Source organism: Moraxella cuniculi DSM 21768 (assembly GCF_900156515.1).
In the GTDB taxonomy this organism is placed as follows: Bacteria; Pseudomonadota; Gammaproteobacteria; order Pseudomonadales; family Moraxellaceae; genus Moraxella; species Moraxella cuniculi.
In genome coordinates this window covers 211,170-225,208 of the sequence record NZ_FTNU01000001.1, presented here as the reverse complement: position 1 = coordinate 225,208, position 14,039 = coordinate 211,170, and the positions used below count along the sequence as shown (strand labels likewise).

The 14,039-nt window shown below is 45.4% G+C and carries 11 protein-coding genes; 1 reads left to right on the top strand and 10 read right to left on the bottom strand.

Going from position 1 to position 14,039, the window contains the following annotated elements:
* Window position 1: 1 nt before the first annotated feature.
* The 10 genes from lpxD to serS all read right to left on the bottom strand — a co-directional run bounded on the left by lpxD (window position 2) and on the right by serS (window position 13,090).
* Entirely contained in the window at window positions 2-1,012 is a 1,011-nt protein-coding gene (gene lpxD, locus BW928_RS01060; RefSeq protein ID WP_076554385.1) for a UDP-3-O-(3-hydroxymyristoyl)glucosamine N-acyltransferase, read from the bottom strand.
* Window positions 1,012-3,435 carry an outer membrane protein assembly factor BamA gene (gene bamA, locus BW928_RS01055; RefSeq protein WP_076554384.1) on the bottom strand — a complete coding sequence of 808 codons (2,424 nt, stop codon included), beginning with the start codon at window positions 3,433-3,435 and terminating at the stop codon, window positions 1,012-1,014. Before bamA ends, lpxD begins: the two co-directional genes overlap by 1 nt.
* A gap of 173 nt (window positions 3,436-3,608) precedes the next feature.
* Window positions 3,609-4,985 carry an RIP metalloprotease RseP gene (gene rseP / locus BW928_RS01050; RefSeq protein WP_076554383.1) on the bottom strand — a complete coding sequence of 459 codons (1,377 nt, stop codon included), beginning with the start codon at window positions 4,983-4,985 and terminating at the stop codon, window positions 3,609-3,611.
* A complete protein-coding gene (gene dxr, locus BW928_RS01045) occupies window positions 4,982-6,229 on the bottom strand; it encodes a 1-deoxy-D-xylulose-5-phosphate reductoisomerase (protein WP_227516521.1) in 1,248 nt (415 codons plus the stop codon). The genes rseP and dxr overlap by 4 nt, the downstream gene beginning before the upstream one ends.
* 30 nt (window positions 6,230-6,259) lie before the next feature.
* The gene (locus BW928_RS01040; RefSeq protein WP_076554382.1) at window positions 6,260-7,087 is read right to left on the bottom strand and encodes a phosphatidate cytidylyltransferase; all 828 of its coding nucleotides are present in this window, start codon (window positions 7,085-7,087) and stop codon (window positions 6,260-6,262) included.
* Window positions 7,088-7,102: 15 nt separating this feature from the next.
* The gene (gene uppS / locus BW928_RS01035) at window positions 7,103-7,855 is read right to left on the bottom strand and encodes a polyprenyl diphosphate synthase (protein ID WP_076554381.1); all 753 of its coding nucleotides are present in this window, start codon (window positions 7,853-7,855) and stop codon (window positions 7,103-7,105) included.
* 106 nt (window positions 7,856-7,961) lie between these two features.
* A complete protein-coding gene (gene frr, locus BW928_RS01030; protein ID WP_076554380.1) occupies window positions 7,962-8,516 on the bottom strand; it encodes a ribosome recycling factor in 555 nt (184 codons plus the stop codon).
* A 47-nt stretch (window positions 8,517-8,563) separates the two neighbouring features.
* The gene (gene pyrH / locus BW928_RS01025) at window positions 8,564-9,289 is read right to left on the bottom strand and encodes a UMP kinase (protein WP_076554493.1); all 726 of its coding nucleotides are present in this window, start codon (window positions 9,287-9,289) and stop codon (window positions 8,564-8,566) included.
* Between the two features lie 450 nt (window positions 9,290-9,739).
* On the bottom strand, window positions 9,740-11,728 hold the full coding sequence (tkt, locus tag BW928_RS01020) for a transketolase (protein ID WP_076554379.1): 1,989 nt from the start codon (window positions 11,726-11,728) through the stop codon (window positions 9,740-9,742).
* Window positions 11,729-11,824: 96 nt separating this feature from the next.
* Window positions 11,825-13,090: a serine--tRNA ligase gene (serS, locus tag BW928_RS01015; RefSeq protein ID WP_076554378.1), complete on the bottom strand. Its 1,266-nt coding sequence runs from the start codon at window positions 13,088-13,090 to the stop codon at window positions 11,825-11,827.
* A 245-nt stretch (window positions 13,091-13,335) separates the two neighbouring features.
* Here serS and BW928_RS01010 point away from each other — a divergent pair, with 245 nt between their 5' ends.
* Window positions 13,336-13,986 (top strand): YcxB family protein, encoded by a 651-nt coding sequence (locus BW928_RS01010; RefSeq protein ID WP_076554377.1) that lies wholly within the window; start codon window positions 13,336-13,338, stop codon window positions 13,984-13,986.
* Window positions 13,987-14,039 lie beyond the last annotated feature (53 nt).

Genomic DNA, 14,039 nt, shown 5'->3' with positions numbered 1-14,039 from the left:
ATTATTTTTCGCCAAGTTTGCGGAATTTGACCGCTGCTCGCCGCCAGTTGGCTTGTGGCATTGCCACCGTGCCCGATGAATAAGTACCAGACTCGGTAATGTCGCTGATTACCATGCTCATGCCTGTTAAGGTAACATTATCAGCAATGCTTAGATGCCCATTGATACCCACTGCACCACCAATAATGCAGTTCTTACCAATCTTCGTACTGCCAGCAATGCCGACCTTAGCAGCAATTGCTGTACCTTGGCCAATGTGCACATTGTGAGCAATTTGTACCAAATTATCAATAATCACATCGTCAGCAATGATGGTATCATCTACCGCACCTCTGTCAATACAAGTATTGCTGCCGATACGCACCCGATTGCCAATCACCACGCGTCCTAGCTGAGCAATGCGTTGCCAACGCACACCACCATCACCAGCAAACGGTGCAAAGCCAAAACCCTCTGAGCCGATACTGGCATGGCTGTGGATACGCACCTGTTCACCAATATGGCAATCTGCACCGATATGCACCATAGCAGCAATATCACTGCCAGCACCGATATGCACGCCATCGCCAATCACTGCACCTGCACCGATATGCACGCCATCGCCAATCACTGCACCTGCACCGATAACGGCATACGCACCCACACTGACCGCCTGTCCAAGTGTCGACGATGAATCAATAACAGCTGATGGATGCACAGTTGCCAACACAGCAGGGGTAAATAGTGTACTGACACAGGCATACGCCAAATAAGCGTCTTTTACCAAGACAATCTGGGTGGCAGTCGGTGCCTTTAGCATATTGGCAAATTTGTCAGATACCAGCACCACGCCTGCTTTTGTGTGCTCAAGCTCGCCTAGGTATTTTGCCTGTGCCAAAAAAGCCAACTGGTTAGGCTGGGCTGCCACCAAACTTGCCACGCCATCAATCTTGATGTTTGTTTGCAAACTGGTTTTATTTGCCACCGCCTGACGAGCTTCGATGGCGTTGATAATACAATCAAGCGTCGTCATCAGAATACGCTACCAATCTGGAATTGAATCTTATCAGTCTTGTCATCTGCCTTGCTATTGATGGGCTTAGAATAGCTGATTGACAACGGCCCAATTGGCGTGTACCAAGTCGCCCCAATGCCTGCACTGTAGCGGAATTCTTTGTCCTGTGTTAATAGCGGATAATTGGTTGCTGTGGCATTTGGATCATTATATTGGGTCAAATCAATGGTTTGTGTATCCATGTTTGTGGTGTCAAATACTTGACCACCTTCTATAAATAACACAGGACGCACCTGATCCACCCAATCACCCTTAAACGGCATTGGTAAAATCAGCTCACCGCCAAAGGTTGCCAACGCATTACCGCCCACCACTTCACCAAGCTGATAGGCCTGACCTGAACGAGCGGCGATATACGGCTGCGAACGAGGCCCAAGCGTTGATTGATCATAGCCACGCACCGAGCCATAGCCACCTGCATAGAAGTTCTCATAAAATGGCAAATTATTACCATAGCCCAAACGAGCATAGCCACGCAATACGCTATTTTTGATGAATGGTTTATAAATATTGCCCTGATATACCGCCTTTTGATAAGTCTTATCACCAAAACCCAAAGTCAAGTCCACCGTATGGCTCATGCCTTTTGTGGGGAATACTGGCTTGTCAAGGCTTGAGTAACTCCAGCCCAAAGTTGCATTATAGGTGGTATAATCATGTTTAAATTCAGGGATACCATTGCTATCAACAGACAATGAGCCGCCATCATCAAGCAGTTGCTTGACATTGCTAATCCCCATATAACGACCGCCACGAACGGTGGTATTATCGACATTTAGCCCAGCACTGATTCGCTGGTTTTCATCAATCGGATAACCATAAGTCAAAGATGCTCCATAAGAATCCAAGACATAGTTGCTGATATTTTTGTCGTCATACTTGGTTTTGCGGTAGTAGGCATTAATGCCCTGTGAAACACCATTGACGGTGAAATATGGATTGGTCATGCCAAGGTTGTACACCTCGCGAGTCTCTGAACGAGAAAACGAAGCATTCACGCGGTTGCCTGTACCCATAAAGTTATTTTGTGAAACATCAAACTGGAAAGTTACCCCACCACTTTGCGAATAACCTGCAGCGATGGTTGATGAGCCAGAAGGCTGTTCTTCAACAACAAAATTAACATCAATCTGGTCTGGTGAGTTTGGCACAGGGCGAGTATCAACGGTAACATTCTTAAAAAATCCAGTTCGCATCAAACGAGCTCGTGATAATTGGATTTTTTGATTAGAAGCCAACGCCCCTTCTAGCTGACGCATTTCACGGCGTAGCACCTCATCTTTGGTTTTAAAGTTGCCACTAAAATTAATGCGGCGAACATAAACAGGACGCACAGGGTCAATATAATAATCAACATCAACCACTCTTGTTGTGTCATTGATGCGTGTTACGGGGCGAATTTGAGCATAATAATAACCATCATCGCCAAATTTACTGCTGATTTCTCTGGCGGTATCGTCCAGTTTGGCCTGCGAATAACCCTCACCCGCCTTAAAGATCTGTAGCTTTTCTAGCTCTGCCACAGGATAAGTAACTTCGCCCAAAAATTGCGTTTGTCCAAAACGATATTGCTCGCCTTCATTGATGGCAATTTCAATAAAGACTTTATTTTTCTCTTCATCAATATTTAATTTGGCATCTTTTACCTCAAAACGCACAAAGCCTGCATTTAGATATTTGGCTCGCAAATTCTCAAGGCTTGCCGCCAGTTTTTCTTGGGTATAGCGATTGGCTTTTGAGAGTGGATTTAGGGTGCGATCTTTGATAGCAAGTTCATCAATCAGCTCTTTATCATTAAAATAACGATTGCCAATAATGTTAATATCAACCACACGAGCAGGCTTGCCCTCAGCAAAAGTCAAATCCAACTTAACACGGTTGCCGTCCAGCTCGGTCTGCTTGACGGTGATTTCACTATTGTAGTAGCCTTGTAGCATATATTGATTGGCAAGCTCTGACTCAACCATCTGCACTGTGGCTTGCTTTAGCGGTTGTCCAACTGCCAAACCTGTGCTTTTTAGACCTGCCTCCAAGCCTTCTTTTGGAATCAGGCGATTGCCCTCAAAATTAATCTCGGCAATGATGGGGCGTTCCTTGACTTGATAAACAATGCGTCCATCTTGTTGATACACTTGCACATCAGAAAAATTGCCCGTGTCGTACAAGGCTTGCACGCCTTTTGCCAGTGCTTCGTCATTGACCACCTGACCTAAGCGAAATGGCAACACTGCCTGCAAGCTATCGGCAGTAACACGCTGAAGACCTGTGATGGCAATATCACTCGCCACCACCTCGGCAGCCTGAGCGGTCGCTGTCATCAAAATTCCGACAACAGCGGCGATTGTTTTCATTTTAAAGCCTTTTATAGATGAGTTACGCATAAGTTAATCCAAACTTAATTTTTAAAATTTATAAAAATATTACAAACCACAACAAAGGGCAAAGCCCCAGCCAAGTTTTATTAAGTGTAAAGGTAAGCCAAAAAATCAAATTTGGCAAGTGTTTCTACACAAAAACCGCAATTTTTTTGTTAATTATGGCGATATGATACCATTTAGCCAAATAACCGCATGATATCGTTACTAATTGCAAGCAGCATGAAACATAAAAGCAATAACGCCCCCAACCGAAATGCCACCGCCTGTAGCGTCTCTGACACAGGTTTGCCAACGATCAATTCATAAGTATAAAACAACAAATGACCGCCATCAAGCACAGGGATTGGTAACAAATTCAGCACCGCAAGGCTAAGGCTGATAATTGCTGCAGTAGATAGCACCTCTTTTAGTCCCAGCTCAAAACTCGTCTTTGAGACTTCAGCAATGCTAATCGGCCCAGAAAGATTCTCGATACCAATTAGCCCTGTGATCATTTTGGCAATCGCTGACAGTGTCATTTTGGACAAATCATAAGTGCGTTTAATCGCCTGATCGAATGCTTGGCTTGGTGTATTCTCAATGGTAATGCGATACTTTTGGGGTATTAACTCATCACCAATCTTAGGCTTGATGCCCAGCTGCCCTACTTTGCCGTGCTTGGTTTTTACTGTGCGTGGCATTAGCTTTAGCACTTGCTCCTTGCCTTGTCGCATGATAACAACATTGAGCATCTTACCGGGGCTGTCTTGGATAATTTGAGCAGCAGCAAGCCAATCATCAACCATAACACCATCAATACTCACAAAGCGATCGCCTGCCTGCAAGCCCATCATTGCCCCTGCACCGTCTGGCAGCACCTCATCAATGACTGGCTCAATTTTTACTTGATAAGGCAGCACGCCAAAACCACTTAAAGGATCTTTGGGCTGCTTAGTCTCCGAGTTGCCCTGCATAAAATCAACCACTGGCACTGCCACCTGCATGGTGGTAGCATTATCACGGCGAATCTCAACGGCGACTTTGGTTGTCTCACCCATCACATCAGCCAGTGCATAGGCTGCTTGCTGCCAAGTTTGTGTAGGCTTGTTATTAATGCTGATAATCTGATCATCAACCATCAATGCACTGCTGGCAGCAGGTGAGTTGGGTAAAATTTTACCAATGCGAGTATTTAACTCCTCACTTGGGAACAAAAACACCAACCAAAACAACGCCACTGCAATCAACAAATTCATCACAGGACCTGCTGCAACGATGGCGATTTTTTTAAGCGGATGCTGATTATTAAACGCTTTATGCCTGCTTTGTTCTGCAACTTTTTCGTTGCGTTCATCGAGCATTTTGACATAACCACCCAGTGGAATGGCGGCGATTTGATAACGAATGCCCGAACGGCGACTCTGCCAAGAGAACAAACGAGGCCCAAAACCAATCGAATAAACCTGCACCTGCACACCGCACCAGCGAGCGACAATATAATGACCAAATTCATGCAACGCCACCAGTGGGCCAAGCACACAAATCGCTGCCAGTATCATGTATAAAGCATTCATCGCACACCTTTTTGTATCATGGCAATTTTATCTTTGGCGATGGCACGCACTTGCTCATCCAGTGCCAAAATCTGCGACAGTGCTGCTTTGACATCGGTAGAATTTTTTTGATAATTTAAAGTACCGCCATCATCAGCCAAGCACAGCTCAACAACGCGTGCAATATCAGTCAGGCGAATTTGCCCTGCCAAAAACGCCGCCACAGCAACTTCATTGGCAGCGTTTAAGGTGATGCACGCCTTTGTGCCTTGTTTTGCCGCCTCGCGTGCCAAAGTCAAGCAAGGGAATTTTTGTAAATCTGGTGGCAAAAACTTCAATTCAGCCAATTGGTACAAATCAAGCCCTACCACTTGTGCATCAATGCGTTCAGGATAGGCCAGTGCATGAGCAATGGGCGTTTTCATGTCAGGGCTACCCAGTTGTGCCAAAAAACTACCATCGGTATATTCTACCAGCGAATGCACCACGCTGTTTGGGTGAATCACCACCGAAATCTGACTTTCGTCCAAATTAAACAAATGACACGCTTCAATCAGCTCCAGCCCTTTATTCATCATGGTTGCCGAGTCGATAGAGATTTTTTGACCCATTGACCAATTGGGGTGATTGACCGCCTCGCGTATCGTGGCCTGCTGCATTTGTTCGATAGATTTGTACAAAAATCCGCCACCTGAAGCGGTTAGCCACAGCCTTTTAATGCCATATTGCTCATCATGAATTGCCACACGATTATGCTGCACCGCTTGTGGCAAGCATTGATAAATGGCATTATGCTCTGAGTCAATTGGCAAAATGGTCGCACCATGCTGCTGTGCTGCATCCATCACCAGCTCGCCTGCCATCACCAATGATTCTTTGTTGGCAAGCAAAACTCGCTTACAAGCACAAACCGCCGCCAAAGTTGATGACAATCCTGCCGCCCCAACAATGGCAGCAACCACCGTATCAACTTCATCATCACAAGCCAGCTCAATCAAGCCCTCATCGCCTGCCAGCACCACGGTGTCCAGCCCTGCTTGCTGTATTTTTTCGCACAAAATTCGATAATTTTCAGGCGAAGTGCAGACTTTTTTTGGCAAAAATTCTCTCACCAAGGCAAATAACTTATCCACCTGCCCATAGCCTGACAAGCCATAGATTTGATAGCGATTGGGATAAGCTCGCACCAGTGCCAGTGTGCTATCACCGATCGAGCCTGTTGCACCCAGTACCGAGAGTTTTTGTGGCGTTGTTATTGTCATCATGAAAAAATAATTGGTATAGTAAAAAGTGGCTTAAAAGGGCAATTGCACACCCAGCTTGGTAAATATGTTTAATTTTGACAATGCCCAAAACCCAAAGGCAAATACTGGGGTGGCAGACAAGAGCGAGTCAATGCGGTCAAGCACACCACCATGACCGGGCAAAATATTGCCAGAATCTTTGATGCCTGCACGGCGTTTTAGCATAGATTCAAACAAATCACCCAGCACGCTTGCCAAGACTGTCAGGCATGACAACAACAAAAATAGCACCAATTCCGCCCCTGATAATTGCAGCCATTGTCCAACAATTCCTGTAACCAATCCTGCAACCAACATACCGCCAATCAAACCCTCGACGCTTTTGTTTGGTGAAACATTGGGAGCGAGTTTGCGTTTGCCAAATTTGCGTCCAACAAAATACGCCCCACTGTCAGCACACCACACCAACAAAAACACATACATCAGCCACCAAGGGGAAATGTGCCACAGTCCATACATTGCTGTGATGGCAGCGGTCAAAATCACCATGCCCATATACACCAGCCGCTTGCCATACCAGCGTTCCTTATTCGGATACTGTCTGACCCATGCAGCTGCCATGCCCCAAATCACAAGTGAAGCCAGCCACCAAAAAACCCAACTGGCAGGTACAAGAATTGATGAAAGCGTCAAAAACAGCACCACGACAATAAACTGTGCTGGCTGTTTCCACTTTGGCATCAGCTTCGTCCACTCATGGGCGGCGATTAGCACCGCTATTGCCAATAATGGTATAACAAAAATCGGCATTGAGCTTGCAAATAATGCAAAACCAACAATCCCAATCAGTACAATTGCTGTTTTAATCCGCTGCCACATGAATCACTCCTTGACTTATTGGTGCAACTTTTGTAGCTGCTCACTGGTACGCCCAAAGCGACGCTCACGCTTGGCAAATGCTGCAATCATCTCATCAAGCTCATCGGTTGTGAATTCAGGCCATAAGGTTGTTGTAAAAAACAGCTCCGCATACGCCGCCTGCCACAGCAGAAAATTTGAGATGCGATATTCGCCACCTGTGCGAATCAGCATATCTACCATTGGCAAATCCGCCAAAGCCAACTGCCCAGCAACAGTATCTTGGTCAATCTGCTCTGGCGACAGCTGCCCTTTAGCAACCTGTTGAGCCAGTGCCTTAGCAGCATTGGCAATATCCCATTGTCCGCCATAGCTGATGGCTATCACCAAAGTCATCGCATCAAAATGTGCTGTTTTTGCTTCGGCATCAGCCAAAAGCTGTTGCAACTGAGGTGATAATTGACTGCGTTCGCCAATGAACCGTAGGCGAATGCGATACTTATCCATTCTTGGTATTTGTTCATGAATGCTGTTTGTAAGCAGCTGCATTAACAAATCCACCTCTGATTTTGGTCTTGACCAATTTTCGCTTGAAAAAGCAAACACAGTCAGCACCTGCACGCCTTTTGCCAGACAATGCTCAACAATCGGATCCAGTGCATCTTTGCCTGCGATATGCCCAGCCCCCATCGCCAACTGCTTGGCTTTGCCAAAGCGATTATTGCCGTCCATAATGATGGCAATATGCTTGGGGATATTGTCTGTGCTGATATCTTGGGTGTTTGTCATGTTATATGTATCGCAATATTAGACCTGTCAAACAGCCATGCAAACAGGTGTTGATTGATAAAGACACGGACAACGCCCATTGTCCGTGTTGTTTTAGATGGCAAGATTATACTTCCATCAGCTCGCTTTCTTTTTTCTCTAGGCGAGCATCGATGGTGGTGATGAATTTATCAGTGAGTTTTTGGATATCATCGGCAGCACGGCGTTCATCATCTTCGGAGATTTGCTTGTCTTTTAATAGCTCCTTAATATCGCCAAGCATATCACGGCGAATATTACGCACCGAAATGCGAGCTTGTTCGGCATCGCCACGAGCGATTTTTTGCATATCACGGCGTGTCTCTTCGGTCAAAGCTGGCATTGGCACACGAATGACATCAGCAGTCATTGGATTAAGACCCAAATCCGCCTCACGGATTGCCTTATCCACCGCTTGCACCATCGAGCGATCAAACGGCTGCACCAACAGCATGCGACTGTCCTCAACATTAATGCTTGCCACTTGGTTTAGTGGTGTTTCTGAACCATAGTAATTCACCATCACGCCAGAGAGTACACCGGGGTGAGCTCGACCAGTACGCAACTTGCCAAACGCCCCTTCTAGAGCCTCAATGGCTTTTTGCATACGAGTTTCACCGTCTTTTTTAATTTCATTAATCATAACAGTTCCTTTAGCTTTATAAAATTACACAAATCTTGGCATGAATATCAATGATACACGCGTGTGCCTTCTGCCTCGCCCATCACGACATTTAACAAAGCATTGGGTTTGTTCATGTCAAATACCTGAAGTGGCACATTATGCTCGCGACACAGAGCAATGGCGGTCAAATCCATCACGCCCAGCTTTTTTTCAAGCACTTCATCAAAACTTAGGCTGTCAAACTTCACCGCATCATCGTGGGTGGTTGGGTCTTTGTCATACACCCCATCAACTTTTGTTGCTTTTAAAATCAAGCCAGCTTCAATTTCAATGCCTCGCAAGCACGCCGCCGTATCTGTGGTAAAAAACGGATTGCCTGTACCTGCCACAAAAATACACACCTCACCATTGTTCAAATGGCGAATGGCATCACGACTAGAATAAGACTCCACCACCGTATCAATGGCAATCGCTGACATCAGACGAGTTTTGATATTGCGACGCACCAGAGCATCTCGCATGGCAAGACCATTCATCACAGTTGCCAGCATGCCCATCTGGTCGCCTGTTACACGCCCTACCAACCCTTCTTTTTGTAGGGTTGAGCCACGATACAGATTGCCACCACCAACAACGATACCAACCTGCACACCCAAGCCTCGCAAGTGAGCAATGGACAGACTCATCTGATCTAAGATTGAAGCATCAATGCCCATCTCGCGACCACCAGCAAGTGCCTCACCTGACAGTTTTAACAAAATACGAGAAAATTGTGGATTTTTATCAGACATAATGCCCCCAAATCTGCCATGCCTTATACTTTTCATAAAAAATTTTTCCAATTTTAGCATAATTTATTCTTTTTTGATAGCACCAAGCCAACTTTGCTTATCGCCACCTCCATTGGCAATTGGGCTGACAAACAGCTGATAAAAGCAGATATACCATGCCAACAATGGCAAAGCCATCATTTAACCATCTTGAGCAATTTTATTTTATAAATATTTATTATAAAATTTATAATAAATAATTATCAATTGAGCTAATTGTACAAGAAAATATAAGTTAAGATAATTTTGACTTTAAAATTAATTCATTAAATTATTTAATAATATTTATTTTTATTATTTAAATATATCAATAACATTAAAACATATCAGCGACTGACAGATTAATCCTACCATCATCATGGCATAAAAAATGGCATACCAAAATAGTATGCCATTCATCAGCCTGCTGTATCAAATCAAAGATTTCACCGCAGCGACTACCGCATCTGCTGTGATGCCAAAGTGAGCGAACAAATCTTTGGCAGGGGCTGATTCACCAAAACTATTCATGCCGACAATCTTACCATCAAGGCCGACAAACTTATACCAATAGTCAGTGATGCCTGCCTCGACAGCAACTCTTGCACGCACGCCAGCTGGCAGCACGCTCTCACGATAAGCATCGTCCTGCTCCATGAATTTCTCAGCACAAGGCATAGAAACCACACGCACGCCCTCAAGCTGGCTGTGTGCCTGCATCGCCAAATCAACCTCCGAACCTGTGGCGATGATGATCGCTTTTAGCTCGCCTTTTTCATGGGCAAGCACATAAGCACCTTTTTCAATATTGGCAAGCTGCTCATCAGTGCGTGCCTGAAATGGTAGATTTTGTCGAGATAGGATTAGCGAGGTTGGTGCGTGGGCTGTGGTTAATGCCATTTTCCACGCAACTGCTGTCTCGGTCGTATCACAAGGACGCCAAGTAAAATGATTCGGAGTATTACGCAAACTGGCAATCTGCTCAACTGGCTGATGGGTTGGACCATCTTCACCCAAACCAATCGAATCATGCGTATAGACATTAATCACACGCTGTTTCATTAATGCAGACATACGCACGGCATTTCTGGCATATTCCATAAACATCAAGAAAGTTGCAGTATAAGGGATAAAGCCGCCATGTAACGCCACGCCATTGGCAATGGCGGTCATGCCAAACTCACGCACACCATAATGCACATAGTTGCCATCTGCGTGTTGCTGCACGCCTTTTGCCCCTGACCATAGCGTCAAGTTTGAACCTGCCAAATCTGCCGAGCCGCCCAAAATCTCTGGCAAATGCGGTGCAAAAGCAGCGATGGTGTTTTGGCTGGCTTTGCGTGTGGCGATATTTTCGCCTTTTTGGTTGCATAGCTTAATGAAATCATCAGCAATTTGCTCAAAATTGCTTGGCAAATCCCCAGCCAAACGACGCTGAAGTTCCGCTGCCAATTCAGGATATGCCGCTTGATATTTGGCAAATTGCTCATTCCAAAGAGCCTCCAAAGCCGCTCCTTTTTCGGTTGCGTCCCAAGCCTGATAAATCTCCTGAGGGATGGCAAATGGCGTATCATCAGCCCAGCCAAGCTCTGCACGCGTCAAGGCAATCTCATCAGCCCCAAGCGGTGCACCATGGCAGTCTTCTTTGCCTTGTTTGTTTGGCGAGCCTAGACCGATGATTGTTTTGCAGATAAGCAAACTTGGCTTGTCCGTCTCGGCTTTGGCTGCTTGGGTTGCCTTGTAAATTGCCTCGGCATCATGGCCATCAACGCTTAGCACCTGCCAGCCGTATGCCTCGAAGCGTTTGGCAGTGTCATCACTGAACCAACCTTCCACCTCGCCATCAATTGAAATGCCATTATCGTCATAATAAGCAATCAGCTTGCCCAATCCCAAAGTACCAGCAAGCGAGCAAGCCTCATGACTCACCCCTTCCATCAAACAACCATCGCCCAAAAACGCATAAGTATAATGGTTGATAATCTCATGATTTTCACGGTTAAACTGTGCTGCCAAAGTTTTTTCGGCAAGTGCAAAACCTACCGCATTGGCAATGCCCTGACCCAAAGGACCTGTGGTGGTCTCGATACCGTCTGCATAGCCATGCTCTGGATGCCCTGCGGTTTTTGAGTGCAATTGGCGGAAGTTTTTTATGTCATCAATCGACAAATCATAGCCTGTCAAATGCAGCAGTGCGTACAGCAACATTGAGCCATGCCCATTGGATAGTACAAATCTGTCGCGATTTGCCCATTTGGCATTTTTTGGGTTGTGGTTTAAAAACTCACGCCACAATACTTCGGCAATATCTGCCATGCCCATCGGTGCACCTGGGTGGCCTGAATTGGCTTTTTGAACAGCATCCATCGCAAGTATGCGAATGGCATTGGCATTGTGTCGTTGATTAAGTTGGGTTGGCATAAATCCACCTAATTTTTATGAATGTATTAAGATATAATAAATAATCGGCTGGTAAAATAAAAACAAATCAAGCAACCAGCCAAGTTTGACTCGGCATTAGGCAAGTTGTGTCTGCCCACCCATGTATGGCTGTAGTGCTTTTGGAATATTGACACTGCCATCGGCGTTTTGATGATTTTCCAAAATCGCAAGCAAGGTGCGACCAACAGCAAGCCCCGAGCCATTCAAAGTATGTACAAGCTCGGTTTTTTTGCCATCTTTGATACGGGCAGCCATACGCCGTGCCTGAAAATCACCACAATTTGAGCAGCTAGAAATCTCACGATAAGTATTCTGCGATGGCAACCAAACTTCAATATCATAAGTCTTAACAGCACTAAATCCCATATCGCCTGTGCATAACTGCACCACACGATAAGGCAACTCAAGCGACTGCAAAATACTCTCCGCCTGTGCGGTCATCTCTTCAAGTGCTTGCATAGAAGTATCCGCTTGCACAATCTGCACCATCTCAACCTTTTCAAACTGATGCTGACGAATCAAGCCACGCGTATCACGCCCTGCACTGCCTGCCTCAGAACGAAAACATGGCGTATGGGCAGTCAGCTTAATTGGCAAATCTGTAGCACTTAGGATAACATCACGCACGCTGTTGGTTAGTGGCACTTCAGAGGTGGGGATTAGGTAATATTCTTTGTCGCCTCGTAATTTGAACAAATCCTCTTCAAACTTTGGTAATTGCCCCGTACCAGTCAGACTGTCTGCATTTACCATATAGGGCACATACATCTCTGTGTAGCCTTTTTGGGTATGTGTATCGAGCATAAACTGCACCAAGGCACGATTTAGGCGTGCCAAATCACCCTTTAACACACTAAAACGAGAACCTGTCAGTTTTGCCGCCATCTCAAAATCCAGCAAACCCAAGCCCTCTGCTACATCAGTATGGTCTTTGATGGCAAAGTCAAACTGGCGTGGCTGCCCCCACTGACGCACTTGAACATTATCCGCCTCATCAGCACCCACAGGTACGCCATCGGCAGGCAAATTAGGAATCTGTAGACTTGCGGTTGTAATCTTATCTTGCAATTCTCGCAGCTGATTCTCAGCGGTTTTCATCGCCTCGCTCACTTCCTGCATTTGTGCCATCAGTTCGCTGGTATCCAGACCTTGACGCTTTAGTTCGCCAACTTGCTTTGCCCCTGCGTTTTTCTTGGCCTGCAGTTCTTCTGTGGTTACTTGAAGTGATTTTCGTTGCTGTTCAATATCTTGCCAAAACTTAACATCAAGCTGATAACCACGCGTTGCAAGCCTAGCCGCCAACTCGTCCAGTTCACCACGCAAAATTTTTGGGTCTAGCATAAGCACACCTTTTGATAACTTCGCTCTTTTATGTTTATTTTAGATTAAATTTTATTTATAAAAATATCAATAATCTAAGCAATGAAAAAATATGACTATATCATAGCAAATTTTACCCTTAAAATTAAGCCAATTTGACCATCAAAGCTCACAAAAATGAATTTTTTTTCTTAAATTATAAGTTTTGGTTTATTTTTGCGTGCAAAATGGGTAATATAGACAGATTAACTCATAGGAATAACAACATGACACAAGCCCTGTACCCTTATACGCTCAAGCCCATCGCACTGAATATGAGCGAGCAAGAGTTTCGCCAAGCTCAATTGGCATTGTTTAACAAAAGTGCCAATGCCACCTCATTAAAAGCCATCAAACGCACCGAATGGATCGTCATTGCCTTGACTGTTATTGCAGCGATAGCAGGTCTGGTGCTGGTTAATGGTTATTCAACGATTATTTTTTGGGTGATGCTTGTGCTCGTGGCAGTTTATCTGCTGGCACGCACTTTGGGTCTGCGGTGGTATATGCAGCGCGAATACCAAAAACAAGTCGCCAGCAGTCAGATGCCTGAGCAATTTGAGCAACTGCAACTGGGCGTACAATCGCACGGGCTGGTAATGGCAATGCCTGCACCTGCCTTGACGAACACGCCACAAATGCGTGGTATGCAGCTGCGTGCTGGCACAACACAATCAGCCACAATTCCTTGGTCGGCAATCAGCAGCTGGGACGAGACAGATGAGTTTTTGTTTATGATGTTTGATATGAAAGGTCAAAAAGGCAGTCAAATTATCCCAAAACGCCTAGAAAAACAAGGTCTGCCAATCGCCACCATCAAAAAACACCTAAGCCAAATCCGTCCACAGGGGCTAGAATCAATTACCCAGCAACCTTAATCTTGGCACAATCATCAAGCACAGAAGGTTTATTTTCTGTGCTTTTTAGCATC

Excerpts from the sequence above, each read along its gene's own strand:
- BW928_RS01010 (WP_076554377.1), top strand. The coding sequence starts at position 13,336 with ATGACACAAGCCCTGTACCCTTATACGCTCAAGCCCATCGCACTGAAT.
- uppS (WP_076554381.1), bottom strand. The coding sequence starts at position 7,855 with ATGACAAACACCCAAGATATCAGCACAGACAATATCCCCAAGCATATT.
- pyrH (WP_076554493.1), bottom strand. The coding sequence starts at position 9,289 with ATGTCTGATAAAAATCCACAATTTTCTCGTATTTTGTTAAAACTGTCA.
- frr (WP_076554380.1), bottom strand. The coding sequence starts at position 8,516 with ATGATTAATGAAATTAAAAAAGACGGTGAAACTCGTATGCAAAAAGCC.
- serS (WP_076554378.1), bottom strand. The coding sequence starts at position 13,090 with ATGCTAGACCCAAAAATTTTGCGTGGTGAACTGGACGAGTTGGCGGCT.
- rseP (WP_076554383.1), bottom strand. The coding sequence starts at position 4,985 with ATGAATGCTTTATACATGATACTGGCAGCGATTTGTGTGCTTGGCCCA.
- tkt (WP_076554379.1), bottom strand. The coding sequence starts at position 11,728 with ATGCCAACCCAACTTAATCAACGACACAATGCCAATGCCATTCGCATA.
- lpxD (WP_076554385.1), bottom strand. The coding sequence starts at position 1,012 with ATGACGACGCTTGATTGTATTATCAACGCCATCGAAGCTCGTCAGGCG.
- bamA (WP_076554384.1), bottom strand. The coding sequence starts at position 3,435 with ATGCGTAACTCATCTATAAAAGGCTTTAAAATGAAAACAATCGCCGCT.
- BW928_RS01040 (WP_076554382.1), bottom strand. The coding sequence starts at position 7,087 with ATGTGGCAGCGGATTAAAACAGCAATTGTACTGATTGGGATTGTTGGT.
- dxr (WP_227516521.1), bottom strand. The coding sequence starts at position 6,229 with ATGATGACAATAACAACGCCACAAAAACTCTCGGTACTGGGTGCAACA.